The sequence below is a fragment of the Haemophilus parahaemolyticus genome, assembly GCF_002015035.1.
Lineage (GTDB): Bacteria > Pseudomonadota > Gammaproteobacteria > Enterobacterales > Pasteurellaceae > Haemophilus_A > Haemophilus_A parahaemolyticus.
The window spans coordinates 166,567-183,482 of record NZ_MUXY01000001.1; the positions used below are offsets into that span (position 1 = coordinate 166,567).

Here is a 16,916-nt window from a genome sequence, read left to right on the forward strand (position 1 = left end):
TTCAATCCTTAAAGGTGACTGTAAGCCCAATGATTTGTCGGCCCGTGTCCATGCCCGATATTCAACGGGTGAGAAATCGCAGCGGTAATAAAATCTTTCGCTGTTTTCACCGCACTTTGCAACGGTTCGCCTTTTGCCAACTCTGCGGTTAAACAGGCGGAAAAGGTACAGCCCGTACCGTGTGTATGCGGCGTGTTGAAACGGGGGCTTTTCAAAGTAAAATGACGACCATCTGCAAGTAAAACCCAATCTTGGCACAGCTCACTTTGCGAATTGAGCGAATGTCCGCCCTTAATAATCACATTCTTCGCCCCCTGTTTTTGCAACGCTTTTGCGGCTTGTTGAATACTGGTGTCGTCCACAATCGCAATCCCCGTTAACGCTTCCGCTTCGGGAATGTTTGGTGTAATCACGTCCGCCAACGGCAACAATTTTTGGCTTAACGCACTTACCGCTTGCTGTTGTAATAACGGTGCACCGCCTTTGGCGATCATCACAGGGTCTAGCACTAACATGCCGAATGGTTTATCAGCAAGAAAATCTGCGACGCATTCAATAATTTCTGCATTGCCCAACATACCGATTTTGCAACTTGCAATTTGGAAGTCATTTTTGACCGCTTGCAGCTGGGCGGTAATGGTTGGCAGCGGAATCGTGTGAATATCAAACACACCAAGAGTATTTTGTGCCGTAACTGCCGTAATTACTGAAGTACCAAACACGCCTTGCATTTGGAAGGTTTTGAGATCCGCTTGAATGCCTGCACCACCGCCACTATCTGACCCTGCGATAGTTAAAACTTGTTTCACGTTACTCATTAATACGCCCTCTTTGTCTAATGGTTTCCGGGGAAAGGGCAGCAAGTTCGTCCAACAAACGGATTTGGAATTGCCCCACTTGTGTGGTTAAGCTTTGTGCCGCACGCTCGCCAGCAATGGTGTATGCTACACAGGCTTCTAATGTTGCAGAAAAATAATTTCCTTCACTTACCGCTAAAAATGCAGCACACACGGCACTCAATAAACAGCCCGAAGCCGTGACTTTCGGGAACAATGGCGTGCCGTTGTGAATGGTCGCCGTTTGTGTGCCATCGCTGACAATATCCACCGCCCCACTAATCAACACCGTACAGCCATAGCGTTGAGCTACTTTCTCGGCAACGGCTTTTAAATCCACTTCGCCCAGCCCTGCATCTACACCTTTTGCCTGCCATTCCTCACCTGCAATCGCAGCCAGTTCGCCCGCATTGCCACGAATCAGGGCAAATTTTACCTCGGCTAACAGCTCACGAATGGTCTCACGGCGATAACTGGTTGCCCCCACCCCCACAGGATCTAACACCACAGGAATCCCAACCGCATTCGCGGTTTTACCCGCCAACAACATCGCCTCCCGCTCCTTGCCAATCAGCGTACCGATATTAATGACTAACGCTTGACTGATTTTCGGCACTTCCTGCATTTCTTCGATATTTGCCGACATCAATGGCGAAGCCCCCAATGCCAACAAGCCATTGGCACTAAAATTCGCTGCCACAATGTTGGTGATGTTATGAATGAGCGGATTCTGCTCACGGATTTTGGCGAGATAAATTGATTGCATAAGCATTCCTTGTATTGAATATAAAATAAACAAAAACGCCCGCTATTCACAGTGAGCAATTAGCGGGTGTAATAAAATGTAGAAAATTGGGAAAATAAACACGATAAAATCGTGATAGAGAAAGGTTGAATATGTGGCATATTAGTTTCCTACGTCAGTGCTAACTGTTTCAGGTTCACGGGTATCATCTCAGCCTTTCGGCACCCCGACTAAAAATTGGATGAAGTTTACGCTTCTTTTTAAGAAAAATAAAGAACAATTATATTGGCTCTGAATTTCCCTATAAAATCAAACACTTACACACCTCAATTTTATCTCATTTCCGAAGCCCTCCCATTTTTTCCTAAACTCATTTTTTAACCACTCATATTTATTCAGCCCGTTTGTCTGAATAAATGAGAAAAGGGATAATAACAAACAACATTTAAAGCTGCATCATTGCCATTTGTAGGTCAGAAACGCATGTTTCTCAAGTATGTCAAAGTTGTGTTAGACAAATATATTGATGGAGAGGGTGAAGGTTGGACGATTGTGGACGTATTTGGTGGTAGTGGTTTATTAAGCCATACAGCAAAACAGCTCAAACCAAAAGCAACTGTGATTTATAACGATTTTGATGGCTACACCGAGCGATTAAAGCACATTGACGACATCAACCGATTACGCCAAATTATTTTTGATAACTTACATGGCATTATACCAAAAAATGGGCGGTTAAGCAAAGAAATCAAAGCGAAAATTATCAATAAAATCAATAATTTAATGGTTATAAAGACCTAAATTGCTTGGCTTCTTGGTTGCTATTTTCAGGTCAGCAAGTTGGTAGTTTTGAGGCATTATTTGCTAAAGATTTCTAGAACTGTATTCGCCAAAGTGATTACCTCACGGCTGATGGCTATTTAAATGGCATTGAGATTGTCAGCGAGTCATTTCATAAACTGATTCCACGCTATTAGATCTAAGAAAAGGTGTTGTTATTGCTTGATCCGCCTTACTTATGCACGCGTCAAGAAAGTTATAAGCAAGCGACTTACTTTGATTTGATTGATTTTTTACGCCTAATCAACCTCACCAAACCGCCTTATATCTTCTTCAGCAGTACGAAAAGTAAGTTCATTCGTTATCTGGACTATATGCAGGAGAGCAAGACAGATAATTGGCAGGCGTTTGAGGGATATGAGCGAATTGTGGTTAAAGCATCTGCTTCCAAAGATGGAATTTATGAAGATAATATGATTTATAAGTTCTAAATTTAACCCCTCTTTAAAGCCAATTTAAAGAGGGTTTTTGCATTTTATTTTGCATAGGGTTTTGGAGATTATCTATGCAAAATAATTTGCGAAACTATGCAAAAATTTTTGCTAGCTCACATCCCACGAGGGCTTTTTACTATATGTAATAAGGAAATTCTTATGAAAAAATCCCTCTACCTCCTCTTAACCCTCCCACTTTTCACCCATACGGCAATCCTGCCACAGGAAGCGGTTGACGACATCAATCAGCTTGAGGCATTGAAGATGTAAACCTCATCAAAGGAGAATTGATTGTCACCACCGAAGAGGATGAATTAAGCCTCCGCACGGGCAGATACTACGGAATGGCAACCTGTGAAGCCTTGATCATTAGTGATGCGTGGCGAACCGTTCACTTTCACAAAATCCGCATCGAAAACGCCTTCCGCAAAGTGCGAAAAAGGGATGAATATGGCCAATAAGCGGTTTGAGCAGTTATATATGCAACGAGATCGGTTTGGAAAGTTTTAGGAGGCAATCATGGCAGTACGCAAAGACGAAACAAAGGGAAAATGGCTAGCAGAAGCCTACATTGAAGGTAAACGCAAAAGAAAATGGTTTGAGAGCAAAAGCGAAGCACTACGCTATTACAACGCCATCAAACAAGAAAATTCACCGCTTTACAAGCTCATTACCACTCAAACACACGAAGAACCGATGCGCCTATCAGAACTGGTGCAACTCTGGTATGACCTACACGGTCAAACCCTTGCAAGGGGCGATATGTATCGAGAAAAATTATCCTTAATGGCACAAGCCTTTGGCGATATTTATGCTAAAGATTTTACCGTTGAAATGTTTGCTGATTACCGAAAAAAACGGTTAAACGGTGAAATTGTTTTCAAAAATACCAAACATCGTACTCAAGTAAAAGAAAGTACAATCAACTTTGAACATTCTATTTTTAAAGCTATGTTCAATGAACTCAAACGCTTTGGTAAATTCAAAGGCGAAAATCCACTCAATGGCTTAAAACAATTTCGGGAAAAAGAACTGATTTTCTTACGCGGGCCAGAAATCGACCGTTTACTTAACGCCTGTGCAAAAATCAACAACGATTTATTGCTCGTTGTAAAACTTTGTCTTGCTACTGGTGCAAGATGGTCGGAAGCGGTAAATATGAAATCATCACAACTGATTCCGCATAAAGTCACTTTTATCAAAACCAAAGGTGGAAAAAACAGAACCGTACCAATATCAAAAGCACTTTATGATGAACTTCCTAAAAAACAAGGACATCTCTTCAAAGAAGCAACTCCTTTTGCATTTAGACAAGCAATAAAAATGGCAAACATTGAGCTACCAGAAAACCAGCTCACCCACGTGCTACGGCATAGCTTTGCCTCACACTTTATGATGAACGGTGGAAATATATTGGTGCTAAAACAAATACTCGGTCATTCCGACATACAAATGACGATGGTTTACTCACATTTTGCCCCATCTCATCTAGAAAGTGCATTAACATTCAACCCACTAGAAAATCGCCAAAACGGTGGCGATTAAGTGGCGATCAGCTTTTTCTATTTCCCTTTATTTCTTGTTATTTACCTTTAAAATCTCTTTATAAATCAGCACTTATTGATTTACAAGGCATTAAGGAAATACAAAGGCTAATATCTAAAGCAAAGTTAGATACTTTAAAACCATTTGAAAATCAACGCCTTGCGGTAAAACGCAAGGCGTTTTTGTTTTTAAAAGGTGTGCTTACTATATGCCAAAAAAATTTCCGAAACTATTTCGCAAAATATTGATTTTATTAGGTAAAAAATCAGAGAAATTGCTAATAGTTTCGGAAAAGATTTTCTAGTTAACTTATTGATTTAACTAGATTTTTTACGCATTATGCACGTTTGAAGTCCAAGTGAACTAATTTTGGTTTAGTTGGGTGACGCTGAATTGCTTGTACTTTCACTTTTTCTTCTTTGCCAGCTACAACGATAGTTAATACTTCGTTGTAGAACGCATCGTGAACTTGTGCGTTGTTTACGTTATCGTGGTTTAAAACGATTGATACAGGTTCTGCATTACCACCGTAGATGATTGCAGGAACTTGACCAGCATGACGCAGGCGGCGGCTCGCACCCTTACCTTGCGCTGTACGAACTTCAGCTTCAAATTTGAATGACATAGTGTAATTCTCTTTAAATAAATGGAATTTTCATTCCGTTAAAAATAAAAAATAGCAGGCGACCCAGCTATTTTCATGAATAATTGACAAAAAGTCGGGACGTATTTTACACACTTTCCGTCTAAATGCCAAGCCTGAAAATGAAGAAAAGAGATAGCTTTTCGGCTATCTCTTTTGCAAAATTCAGATTAAGCGGTCAATTTTTTCAATCTTTCTGCATAAGCATTCCAATCGGTAATTGGACGCGTTGCGACTCCGCTTTCCATTGCAGCTTTTGCAACCGCTGATGATACCTGCACGATTAAACGCGGATCAAATGGCGTTGGGATTAAATAATCCGCACCGAATGATAAGTGGCCGTAGTTTGAAATCACTTCAAGTGGTACAGGCTCTTTCGCTAAATCTGCGATGGCGTGAGCGGCTGCCATTTTCATTTCTTCGTTGATTGCGGTTGCCCCAACATCTAACGCACCACGGAATAAGAATGGGAAGCAAAGCACGTTGTTTACTTGGTTTGGATAGTCTGAACGACCAGTACATACAACCGCATCTGGACGTACTGCTTTCGCATCGTGCGGAGTTGTTTCTGGCACTGGATTTGCAAGTGCAAGAATTAACGGAGTATCTGCCATCGTTTTGATCATCTCTTGGCTTAATGCCCCTGCTTTTGAGCAACCTAAGAACACATCTGCACCTTTAATTGCATCTGCAAGGGTACGCCAACCATTATCTTCGATAGCATAGAACTGTTTAGTCTCATCCATTTTATCGCCACGACCTTGGAAGATCACCCCTTTCGAGTCACACATTGTGATGTTCTCTTTCTTGAAGCCTAATGAGCGAAGCAAGTTGGTACACGCAATAGCTGATGCACCCGCACCATTTACTACTAAACGCACTTCATCAATTTTTTTGCCCACTACTTGTAAGCCATTTAATGCAGCAGCCCCCACGATAATTGCTGTGCCGTGTTGGTCATCGTGGAAAACAGGGATGCCCATACGTTCACGTAATGTTTTTTCGATGTAGAAACACTCTGGTGCTTTAATATCCTCAAGGTTAATCCCACCAAAGGTCGGCTCAAGAGAAGCGATAATATCAACTAATTTTTCAGGATTGGTTTCGTTGATTTCGATATCGAAAACATCAATGCCTGCAAATTTTTTGAAAAGGACGCCTTTACCTTCCATAACAGGTTTTGATGCCAATGCCCCAATGTTGCCCAATCCTAATACCGCTGTACCATTTGAGATAACAGCCACTAAGTTACCCCGAGCAGTATAACGGCTTGCTGTGGCAGGATCTTTTTCAATTTCTAAGCAAGGCTCTGCCACGCCAGGTGAATATGCAAGAGCTAAATCGTGCTGAGTTGCAAGGTTTTTAGTTGGTGTCACAGAGATTTTACCTGGGATTGGAAATTCGTGAAAATCAAGGGCTTCTTGTTTTAAATCGCTCATATTATGTCCTTATTTTATTGTGTTAGGGGATGAATGTAGAGGTTTTTATCAAATTAAGAAAGATAAGTTAAATATGATATATAAGATAACAAAAAGCGGTGAGGTTTTGCAAAATTTTTACAAAATTCCACCGCTAGTTGATTAAGAAATAATTAGTTTACTGAAGGTAAAATGCCTGCACTGAAAAGGTATTCCCACCACGCAAGACCTAAAGTTGCGTGAATGATTAAGCTACCGAATGCAACCACTGCACCTGCAATCCACCAAGATTTGATGTCGTTGTAACCCGCACCAAATGTGATTGGACCTGGACCACCACCGTAGTGCGTTACAGAACCACCGTAAGAGTTAGAGAATAATAAGCCTAACGCTAATAATTCAACTGGTGCACCCGCCACTTTACCTACTGTTGCGAATACTGGCACCATCGCAGCAACATAAGCACCGCCTGATGCAAACAAGTAACGTACAGATACACTTAAAATTAAGATAATGATTAACGCTAATCCACCTTGACCTTCAAATTGAAGATAGTTTTCAAGGGTTTTTGCTAACCACGTAAAGAAACCTGCTTTATCTAAGATGCTTGACATACCGATGATACCACCGTACCAAATTAAGGTATCCCAACCGGCTTTGTTTTTACGCACATCATCCCAAGATACGATGCTTAATACAATGCAAAGCACCATGGTGATTAACGCAATGGTTGTTGCATTTACGTGTAAGAAATCGGCGAAAATCCAACCAAATAGTGCTAGCACGAATAACACCGCTAATGATTTTTCTCGGAAAGACATTGGACCTAACTCTTCCAAGCCTTTTTTCGCAATCGCTTTGTTATCTACTTGTTTTAATTCAGGTTTTGCAATGATATAACAGATAAACGGAATAATGAATAAACATAATAAACCTGGTACAGAAGCGGCTAAGAACCACTCTACCCAGTTTAATTTGATGCCTAAAATTGGCGACATTAGCTCAAGTGCTAATGCGTTTGGTGCCATTGCAGTTAAGAAAATGTATGAGGTGGTTTTTACCGACATATACACGTTCATCATTAAATAACGACCCGCTAATTTAGGTGATTTTTCGGGATCTGAACCTAATGCTACCGCCACACTGTTCATAATTGGGAAAACAATACCACCTGCACGTGCTGTATTTGATGGTGTTGCAGGAGATAATAATAAATCCAAGAACATACTCACATAACCGATACGTAATGTGGTGCTACCGAACCAGTTAATCATATGGTATGCAATACGTTTACCTAAACCTGTAATCACAAATGCAGAACTTAATGTAAACGCAGTGAAAATTAACCAAGTTGTACCTGATTGATAACCTGAAAGTGTTTGGCTCACTTTCACAAGCTCTTTTGCCCCTTCTGTATTACCAATGGTTGCGGCAGATGCGGCAACTGCTGCCAATAATAAGACTGGCTCGCCGAATGGTTTGATCACCAAACCAACTATAGTTGCAATATAGATACCTAATAAACGCCACGCAATCAGAGACAGCCCCTCTGGTGCAGGCAACAAGAAGAAGATCACGGGAATTGCAAGCAACACCGCGGTTTTCTGAGCTTTAGATAAAGCCATAAGTTCACCTCTATAAAAGATTGAAAGTTAAAGATTAAGGTAATGTTTAAAAAAAATCAGTAATGCCAATAAATCCGCACTGCCACCTGAGCTGAGGTTTTTCGCAATGCAAGCCTGATCCAATTGGCTTAATTCGGTTTTTAACGCCTTTTCGTTCAATAATACCGCTTGGTTTTTAAGCAGATTTTCCGCTGCTTGCTGAACAAAAACAAGTCCGTCCATTCCACCACGATACACTACATTTGTATCGGGGTTAAACCGCATTAAATAAACCAGAGCGATTAACCATTGATGCTCAAGGGAATTTACCTCTATATTTGCAAGGAAATCTATCGTTTGGCGAACCAGTTCAAAACCACTCTCCGCCTCGCCTCTTGCCCCCGTTAAACCATATTGTTGGAACAATTGCACGCCTGCGGTAAGCGGTTGATTTTTTGTAATATTTTGCAATTCCGCACACAATCCTTTAGCCAATTCCGCCACCGTTTCGCAAATTAACGCAACGCTTTCTGTCTGTTTATTTTGTTGATACAAACGCCCAATCGCCGTACAAACTAACCCAAAGGCAAAAATCGCCCCTTTATGCGTATTCACATTATGGGTTGCTTGCAACATTGCTTTTTCAGCTTGTAAACCAAGCGGTCGAACTTGAGCTAAAATTTGCGAACTTGGCTGCTCTGCAGTTTTCACTCCTTCCAATACAAAGCGAGCAAAAAACGGCTTCAACGCCAATGCACTTCGCTCAAAGGTCTGTAAATTCATATCACGGTGCGAACCATTATTTATACTATCTACTAAACCAGGCTTGGGAGAAAGACGAGCTTCACTCACTAATGCTTGATAAGCAAATTCTGCAATTTGCTCGGCAAAATCCACCGCTTGCACGCGGCGTTGCATTTCTGCAAAAATTTCATCAAAACTATGCTTACGAGAACGAGCACAGCTTTTGGCGTTATCATTGCATACCAAGCAAGGACGTGGCGGAAAATCAAAATCCGCACGGCTTAATAATTTGCCATTACGGTTAATCACATCAATATCCCAAAGGCGTGCAAGTGGAGAACTGTCTTCCAATTGCATTGCAGCTTGTTTTAATAATGTGGCATCAATAGGCAGTACAAATAATGCTTCATGCCCTGTTTCTAACGGGCGAATAAATTGGGCGGTAATTTCCACGCCCAATGTTTGAAATAAAGCGGTTAGATTTTCTAAAGCTTTTGCAAAAATTTCATCAAGTAACGCATTCTTTTTCACGCCACCTACGGCTAACAACGTCAGCGAAAGCAACGTTTCGCCATATTGCTCAAGGCATTGTTGCTGTAAGTTGGCACGACTCTCTCGAGCATCTAACAGCTGCTCGAGAGAAATGGTTTGCCCTCTCAATGAAAACGTTTTGCGAAATTTACTGAAAATCATACCGCTTGTCATACGTAAAATTACGCTTTTACTTGATATACAGTATCGATCACAGAACCATCACGGTAGCGCACGACTGCAACAGGTTTATCGGTAAATTCGATCTCTTTCGGTTTACCTGTAATGCTATATGCACGTTCGCAAAGTTGTTCAATCGTGAACAATTGAATACCCGCATTGGTTAATGCTTCGATTAAATCTGGGCGTTTTGGATTCACCGCTACACCGTGATCGGTTACTAAAATGTCGATATTTTCCCCTGGTGTCACGCAAGTAATGACGTTTTCCACTACAGTTGGGATACGACCACGTACTAACGGTGCAACAATAATTGCCACCTGAGCAGAAGAGGCAGTATCACAGTGACCACCTGATGCACCACGAATCACACCATCAGAACCTGTTAATACGTTCACGTTAAATTTGGTATCGATTTCAAGTGCTGAAAGGATTACCACATCTAAACGCTCAACAGAAGCCCCTTTTGAGCTGTAGTTTGCGTATTGGTTTGCAGATACTTCAATGTGATTTGGGTTACGAGCAAGAGATTCTGCCGCGACAGAGTCAAAACTTTGCACGTCGATCAGTTTCTTAATCAAACCTTTTTCGTGCAAGGCAACCATACTTGCTGTGATACCACCTAATGCGAAGTCTGCTGTCACACCATCACGTACCATTTTATCTTCTAAGAAACGTGTTACCGCAAGAGCTGCACCGCCTGAACCTGTTTGTAATGAGAAACCATCTTTGAAATAGCCTGAACCGAAGATCACTTCTGCACATTTACGTGCGATCAACAATTCACGTGGGTTTGTAGTCATACGAGTTGCCCCGCCACCGATTTTTTTCGGATCGCCAACGGCATCAACTTGAACGATTAAATCCACTTGGTCTTGAGCAATACTGATTGGATGGTGCGGATATTCAGCAAATTCTTCCGTTAATAACACCACTTTGTTCGCATATTCCGCATCAACACGTGCATAACCTAATGAACCACATTTGCTTTTGCCTGTGAAACCGTTGGCATTACCGAATTTATCACAGCAAGGCACACCTAAAAAGGCAACGTCGATTTTCAACTCCCCTGATTTTACTAAGTGAACACGACCACCGTGAGAATGGATGTTTACGGGCTCAGCCAAAATACCTTTTGAGATTTCATCCGCTAATTGACCGCGTAAACCTGATGAGTAAATTTTGGTGACTACACCATTTTTGATATGCTCAACAATTGGAAAATGGCTGTCGATTAACGAGCTTGAAGCTAAGGTTAAGTTTTTAAAGCCCATTTCCGCAATTTTGTTCATCACCATATTTACTACGAAATCACCGCCACGGAAAGCGTGGTGGAATGAAACGGTCATTCCATCTTTTAAGCCTGAACGGCGGATAGCATCTTCAAGACTATCGCAAATTTTGCGGTCTTTTGCTGTACGTGCAAGAGATTCTGCTTTTGGCACCGCTTGATAAACTGGGCGACCTGCATTGAATTTTTCGATACGTTGTTCACGAGTTGTCATTTTTTATTCCCCTTACTCTTCACGGATACCAGATTTTGCACGTTCAAGAACGAGTTTCGCACGGTCAATAATTGGTGCATCAATCATTTTACCGTTTAATGAAACGACACCTAAACCGTTACGTTCAGCTTCTTCTGCTGCGTCAATAATGCGTCTTGCTTGATCCACATCTTTTTGTGTTGGTGCGAATAAGTTGTGAAGTAACTCAATTTGGCGAGGGTTAATTAACGATTTACCATCAAAGCCTAATTGCTTGATTAACGCTGCTTCTGCTAAGAAACCTTCTTCGTTGTTTGCATTTGAGTAAACCGTATCGAATGCTTGAATGCCTGCAGCACGAGCAGCTTGGAGAATTGAGCAACGAGCGAATAATAACTCAATACCTTCTGGAGAACGCTCAGTTTTTAAGTTACGCACATAGTCTTCTGCCCCTAATGCGATACCGATTAAACGGTTAGAAGCCGTCGCAATTTGGTTTGCTTGGGTAATGCCTAATGGCGATTCAATTGCCGCCAACATTTTGGTTGATCCCACTTTACGACCGCACACTTTTTCGATTTCAGTGATTTCGTGATCCATATCAATTACATCTTGTGCGGTTTCCGTTTTTGGCATACGCACCACATCAACGCCTGCACGCACAACGGCATTTAAGTCAGCTAAACCAAATTCAGAATCTAATGGGTTTACACGCACAACGGTTTCAATCTCTTGATAAAGTGGGTGTTGTAAGGCGTGAGCGACTAAGATACGTGCGGAATCTTTCTCTTTTAACGCCACCGCATCTTCAAGGTCGAACATAATAGCGTCAGGTTTATAAATGAAAGTATTGCTGATCATCGCAGCATTTGAACCTGGCACAAACAACATACTTCTTCTTAATTTAATTGGTTGGCTCATAGCACTTTCTCCCAGTTAATTTGCTCATCGGTTGCACGTAATAATGCGGCTTTTAATCTTGCACGAAGCACGCAATCTAATGCCCCTTTATCTTCCACGATCACTTGGGCGTTTGAGACTTCAAACTGTTTTAACACATCGTGAATAGTGGCAAGAATGTCGTCGCCAAATTGTTTATCTACCGAACTATTAAGTTCAATTTCAAGCGTATTAGCCGGTGCAATTCGCACTTGTGCATCGCTAGATTCTAATGTGCCAGCTACGGCAGCTTTGGTTATCTGCATAATGCGTTCCTTATTTCAAATTAACAAAAGTGGTTTATTTCAGTGAAAAAATAATTCCTGAGCATTCTACTGATTTTTTATCAAAAATCTAATAATAAATGGGTACTCTTGATGTATATCAAAAAAAATATTTTGTATGAATAGATTTCATATTAAATCCTAAAAATATGAGCTTGCTTTAATAAATTAATCCATTTAAAGTGAAATTAATTTCGATTTTACAGAATAACCGAGGTAGCTATGAGCTTTGCAACAGACATCGATCACTTAAACCAAAACATCGCAGATTTAAACGGAAAAATTAACGTCTCTTTTGAATTTTTTCCACCTAAAAATGAAAAAATGGAAAATTTACTGTGGGATTCTATTTCTCGTCTTGCACCACTTAAACCGAAATTCGTCTCCGTTACTTATGGGGCAAACTCAGGCGAGCGTGATCGCACACATAGCATCGTAAAAAGTATTCAACAAGAAACAGGGCTCATCGCTGCACCGCATTTAACGGGGATTGACGCAACGCCTGACGAGTTACGCCAGATTGCCAAAGATTATTGGGATAACGGTATCCGTAATATCGTAGCTTTACGCGGTGATGAACCCAAAGGCTACGCGAAAAAACCTTTTTATGCATCCGATTTAGTGGCTCTATTAAAAGAAGTGGCAGATTTTGATATTTCTGTTGCCGCTTACCCTGAAGTTCACCCTGAAGCAAAATCGGCACAAGCAGATTTAATTAACTTAAAACGCAAGGTGGATGCAGGTGCTAACCGTGCAATCAGCCAGTTCTTTTTTGATATCGACAGCTACCTCCGCTTTCGCGACCGCTGTGTGAATGTAGGTATTGATGTTGAAATCGTACCAGGAATTTTACCTGTGACTAACTTCAAACAACTTCAAAAAATGGCGAAAATTACCAACGTAAAAATCCCAAATTGGATGTACAGAATGTATGATGGTTTGGATGATGACCCAACCACACGCAACCTTGTTGCTGCAAGCATCGCAATGGATATGGTTCGTGTATTATCAAAAGAGGGCGTAAAAGATTTCCACTTCTACACCCTCAACCGCTCAGAATTAACCTACGCGATTTGTCATACTTTAGGGGTAAGACCTTAGAAAGCTCTTAAAATAGAAATGATCAGGGGCGGGGATAACATCCCCACCCCTATTATCTATGAACGTTTCATAATTTCAAAAAACTCTTCGTTAGTTTTTGCAACACTGAGTTTATCAATTAACCATTCAATTGCCTCAACTTCACCCATTGGGTTAAGCACTTTACGTAACATCCAGGTTTTTTGGTGCTCTTCAGGACTCATCAATAGGTCATCTTTACGTGTGCCAGAACGGTTAAATTCAATTGCTGGGAAGATACGACGTTCTGCAATTTTACGAGAAAGATGCAGTTCCATATTACCCGTTCCCTTAAACTCTTCGAAAATAACCTCGTCCATTTTCGATCCTGTATCCACAAGAGCTGTTGCGATAATAGTTAAGCTACCGCCCTCTTCAACATTACGTGCTGCACCGAAGAAACGTTTTGGACGGTGTAAAGCGTTAGCATCTACACCACCTGATAAAATTTTACCTGAAACAGGGGTCACGGTATTGTAAGCACGAGCAAGACGTGTGATAGAGTCTAATAAAATCACCACATCTTTTTTGTGTTCAACCGCACGTTTTGCTTTCTCAATTACCATTTCGGCAACTTGAACATGGCGTGTTGCAGGTTCATCAAAGGTTGAAGCAATCACTTCGCCACGCACGGTACGTTGCATTTCAGTTACCTCTTCAGGGCGTTCATCAATCAATAACACAATTAACTCACATTCTGGGTAATTGTGCGTGATGCTTTGTGCAATATTTTGCAGAAGAACGGTTTTACCCGCTTTTGGCGGTGCTACGATCAACGCACGCTGACCTTTACCAATGGGTGCGGCTAAATCTAAGATACGAGCGGTTAAATCTTCGGTTGAGCCATTACCACGTTCCATACGTAAACGAGAGTTGGCGTGAAGAGGGGTTAAGTTTTCGAAAAGGATTTTACTGCGAGAAACTTCTGGTTTGTCGTCATTAACAAGATCAACTTTAAGTAGAGCAAAATAGCGCTCGCCTTCTTTAGGTGGGCGGATTTTTCCCTCTATTTTATCCCCCGTTTGTAAATTAAAACGGCGGATTTGGCTTGGCGAAACATAAATATCATCAGGACCAGCCAAATAAGAGCTATCAGCTGAACGTAAGAAACCAAAACCATCTGGCAAGATTTCTAACACGCCTTGACCAAAAATATCTTCGCCACTTTTTGCATGTTGTTTAAGGATGGCGAAAACAATATCTTGCTTGCGTAAACGGGCTAAATTTTCTAAACCCATTTGGTTTTCACCCATTTCGACAAGCTCCGAAACGGGGGTATTTTTTAATTGAGTAAGATGCATAGGAATTTTTGATAAGTTAAAAATAATGAGGATTGGATATCATATTACTGTGGGAGATATAGCTTCCTGCTATAAATTTGACATAAGAAGAATACGCCAAGTTGTGAAAAATTGCAAACTCTTTCTGATTTTAGACCGCTTTTATCGCTATTTTCATACAAAAACTCCCAATCCACTATGATTAAATTGGTTAATCCAACGTTCTCATGTTGTTTCAGCAAATTGAAAATACCTGCGGGTGAGTGAACGGTTTTTACCATTTTGAAGATAAAATTTGATGACTTATTGTTTGAAAAGAAAATTGTATTTGGTCATAAAAAATCTGCACCTTAGTGAGTTGGTTGTTTAGTCCAGATTTTGGGGTGCAGAACAATAGAATATCTATCGGGGCAAACCAATTATTGCACTAAATTTTTGACTAAACCAATAACAGTCTGAATTTCCTCACTCGAAAGTTTACCTTCCTTCACAAACTTCACTTTGCCTGATTTATCCAACACAATAACCGCACTCTCTTTGCCTTTTAAACCCCATTCGTTTTTAACAGAGCTTTTATCGTCTAACACCACTTGGCTATGAGGGTTCTCTTTTTTGCCATTTTCTGCACTGCTTTTAACAAATAAACCCGTGCCTACAATAGCATCATCAGCATTGATAATCGTCGTGGTTTGATATTGGGTTGGGTTAAAGTGAGCCGCTTTAATTGCATCAATGACTGCTTGGTTTTTCTCTTTGGCTGCACTTCTGCCTGCTAAGTGATGCACAATGCGAACTTTGCCATTTAACGCGGTCGATTTCCATGGTTGAAATGCTACTTCTTTGCCTTTCAATACGATTTCACCTTCATCTGAGACGCTTACTTGCGGTAAAGATTGTTCTAATTTGAGATTGTGTGCTAAAGCAGTATTACCTAATAAGATTGCACTTGTTAAAAGTGTGAAAAGGGATTTTTTCATATTAATTCCTTCGTTGTTAAAGTGTATTATTACTCTCTCCCTTTGAGGAAGAGGGGGAGAATTTACCAACTTCCGCCAGCACCGCCGCCGCCAGAAGATCCGCCACCAAAGCTGTCACCGCTACCACGGCTTCCGCCACCAAAGCTACCACTGAATCCGCCGCCAAATCCGTTATTGCTGCGAGATGCTCGCATCATTTCTCGACCTAATTGGTCTAGTGTGCTTGGGCTAACATAACGGCTATTGCCACGCGGATAGAAAATAACAAAAATCACCAACCCCACTCCTAAGAAAAAGAGTAGCCCGTTAATGTCATCGAACGGTTGTTGTTCTTCGCCATAGCTGTCGTAAGCAGCGTATTCACCATTGATGGCTGCCATAACTGCCGATAATCCGTTGGCAATGCCTTCCGCATAACGCTCTTGTTTGAAATAAGGCGTGATGTTATGGCGAATAATGGTTGAAACCGTTGCATCAGGCAGTGCCCCTTCAATACCTCGCCCTGTTGCGATAAAGAGTTTACGGTCATTTTTGGCAACGAGTAATAATACACCATTATTCTCGTTATGTTTGGTTCGACCAATGCCCCATTTGTTGAATAAATTGGTCGCATATTGAGCAATCTCTTCGCCTTGCGTGGTGGGGATAATCGCCACAATAATTTGAGAGCTGGTTTTATTGCGGTTTTCAATCAACGCATTTTCCAGTGTTCGCCATTCTTGAGGGCTGAGTGTGTTGGTGTAATCATTCACATAATAGAACGGATCGGGTGCTTTAGGATAATCAACCGCCCAGCTGTTTAAGTTAAAAAACAATAAAAATAGCCCAAACAAGCGGTAAAAATGTTGAGAAAATTTGCTAATCATTTAATCACCACCTCATTTGGGAGTTCATTCACATCATTGGCTTGATAGGGGAAATAACGGGCGAGTTGTTCTTCAATTTGAGCAATGCCATCGCAAATTGCTTGGGTGTAATTGCCTAATTGAAGTTGTTTTTTCATTGCTTCATAAACCGCTTGCCAAAACTCTTTCCCCACTTTTTCGTCAATACCTTGATCGCCAATCACCGCTAAATGATGTGGTTTAAAAGCAAGGTAGATTAGCACACCATTATGATCTTGCGTTTCTCGCATATTTAGCTCATCAAAAAGCTGTTCGGCACGAGCAATCGCATCGAATTTGCTCGTGTTTTTACGCTCAACTACTACACGTAATTCAGCGGAGGTCTGTGTTTCTAAATGGGCAATAGCTTGTTCGATTTGTTTGGTACTAATGGGCAGTTTTTTGGAGAAGAAAGGAATTGAGGGCATT

16 protein-coding genes, 1 pseudogene and 1 riboswitch are annotated in these 16,916 nt (G+C 41.1%); of the genes and pseudogenes, 4 read left to right on the plus strand and 13 right to left on the minus strand.

The annotated features are described in order from the left end of the window. Window positions 1–8: 8 nt before the first annotated feature. Both thiD and thiM read right to left on the minus strand, forming a co-directional pair. Window positions 9–818, minus strand: a complete 810-nt coding sequence (thiD, locus tag B0185_RS00740) for a bifunctional hydroxymethylpyrimidine kinase/phosphomethylpyrimidine kinase (protein ID WP_005705923.1) — start codon at window positions 816–818, stop codon at window positions 9–11. Continuing rightward, window positions 811–1,602: a hydroxyethylthiazole kinase gene (gene thiM / locus B0185_RS00745; protein ID WP_005705919.1), complete on the minus strand. Its 792-nt coding sequence runs from the start codon at window positions 1,600–1,602 to the stop codon at window positions 811–813. The genes thiD and thiM overlap by 8 nt, the downstream gene beginning before the upstream one ends. 129 nt (window positions 1,603–1,731) lie before the next feature. Then, a riboswitch (TPP riboswitch) is annotated at window positions 1,732–1,820 on the minus strand. Between the two features lie 244 nt (window positions 1,821–2,064). Here thiM and B0185_RS00750 point away from each other — a divergent pair. The 3 genes and pseudogenes from B0185_RS00750 (at window position 2,065) to B0185_RS00755 (ending at window position 4,400) form a co-directional block, all read left to right on the plus strand. Beyond that, a pseudogene (locus B0185_RS00750) lies at window positions 2,065–2,852 on the plus strand (hypothetical protein). 290 nt (window positions 2,853–3,142) lie between these two features. Then, window positions 3,143–3,316: a hypothetical protein gene (locus tag B0185_RS10195; RefSeq protein ID WP_005705832.1), complete on the plus strand. Its 174-nt coding sequence runs from the start codon at window positions 3,143–3,145 to the stop codon at window positions 3,314–3,316. A gap of 58 nt (window positions 3,317–3,374) precedes the next feature. Continuing rightward, window positions 3,375–4,400 (plus strand): phage integrase, encoded by a 1,026-nt coding sequence (locus B0185_RS00755; RefSeq protein WP_005705683.1) that lies wholly within the window; start codon window positions 3,375–3,377, stop codon window positions 4,398–4,400. 337 nt (window positions 4,401–4,737) lie between these two features. Here B0185_RS00755 and rplY read toward each other — a convergent pair whose 3' ends face one another. From rplY to citD, 7 genes are all read right to left on the minus strand, one after another. Then, window positions 4,738–5,025, minus strand: coding sequence for a 50S ribosomal protein L25 (gene rplY, locus B0185_RS00760; RefSeq protein WP_005705838.1), 288 nt, complete (start codon window positions 5,023–5,025; stop codon window positions 4,738–4,740). A 188-nt stretch (window positions 5,026–5,213) separates the two neighbouring features. Further along, a complete protein-coding gene (locus B0185_RS00765) occupies window positions 5,214–6,482 on the minus strand; it encodes a malic enzyme (protein ID WP_005705841.1) in 1,269 nt (422 codons plus the stop codon). Between the two features lie 152 nt (window positions 6,483–6,634). Further along, window positions 6,635–8,086 carry an anion permease gene (locus B0185_RS00770; protein WP_005705621.1) on the minus strand — a complete coding sequence of 484 codons (1,452 nt, stop codon included), beginning with the start codon at window positions 8,084–8,086 and terminating at the stop codon, window positions 6,635–6,637. 27 nt (window positions 8,087–8,113) lie between these two features. Beyond that, entirely contained in the window at window positions 8,114–9,502 is a 1,389-nt protein-coding gene (gene citG / locus B0185_RS00775; RefSeq protein WP_039863061.1) for a triphosphoribosyl-dephospho-CoA synthase CitG, read from the minus strand. Between the two features lie 20 nt (window positions 9,503–9,522). Continuing rightward, on the minus strand, window positions 9,523–11,025 hold the full coding sequence (gene citF, locus B0185_RS00780; protein WP_005705758.1) for a citrate lyase subunit alpha: 1,503 nt from the start codon (window positions 11,023–11,025) through the stop codon (window positions 9,523–9,525). 12 nt (window positions 11,026–11,037) lie between these two features. After that, window positions 11,038–11,913: a citrate (pro-3S)-lyase subunit beta gene (citE, locus tag B0185_RS00785; RefSeq protein WP_172461634.1), complete on the minus strand. Its 876-nt coding sequence runs from the start codon at window positions 11,911–11,913 to the stop codon at window positions 11,038–11,040. 8 nt (window positions 11,914–11,921) lie between these two features. Next, on the minus strand, window positions 11,922–12,209 hold the full coding sequence (gene citD / locus B0185_RS00790; RefSeq protein WP_005705747.1) for a citrate lyase acyl carrier protein: 288 nt from the start codon (window positions 12,207–12,209) through the stop codon (window positions 11,922–11,924). A gap of 240 nt (window positions 12,210–12,449) precedes the next feature. Between citD and metF the strand changes: the two genes are divergently transcribed. Continuing rightward, window positions 12,450–13,328, plus strand: coding sequence for a methylenetetrahydrofolate reductase (metF, locus tag B0185_RS00795; RefSeq protein ID WP_005705608.1), 879 nt, complete (start codon window positions 12,450–12,452; stop codon window positions 13,326–13,328). Window positions 13,329–13,384: 56 nt separating this feature from the next. Here the strand turns inward: metF and rho are convergent, their stop codons facing one another. The 4 genes from rho to B0185_RS00815 form a co-directional block, all read right to left on the minus strand. Next, window positions 13,385–14,647 carry a transcription termination factor Rho gene (gene rho, locus B0185_RS00800; RefSeq protein WP_005705735.1) on the minus strand — a complete coding sequence of 421 codons (1,263 nt, stop codon included), beginning with the start codon at window positions 14,645–14,647 and terminating at the stop codon, window positions 13,385–13,387. A gap of 398 nt (window positions 14,648–15,045) precedes the next feature. Beyond that, window positions 15,046–15,603, minus strand: a complete 558-nt coding sequence (locus B0185_RS00805) for a YtfJ family protein (protein ID WP_005705696.1) — start codon at window positions 15,601–15,603, stop codon at window positions 15,046–15,048. A 62-nt stretch (window positions 15,604–15,665) separates the two neighbouring features. After that, window positions 15,666–16,469: a TPM domain-containing protein gene (locus B0185_RS00810; protein ID WP_005705771.1), complete on the minus strand. Its 804-nt coding sequence runs from the start codon at window positions 16,467–16,469 to the stop codon at window positions 15,666–15,668. Continuing rightward, on the minus strand, window positions 16,466–16,915 hold the full coding sequence (locus tag B0185_RS00815; RefSeq protein ID WP_005705686.1) for a TPM domain-containing protein: 450 nt from the start codon (window positions 16,913–16,915) through the stop codon (window positions 16,466–16,468). The genes B0185_RS00810 and B0185_RS00815 overlap by 4 nt, the downstream gene beginning before the upstream one ends. Window position 16,916 lies beyond the last annotated feature (1 nt).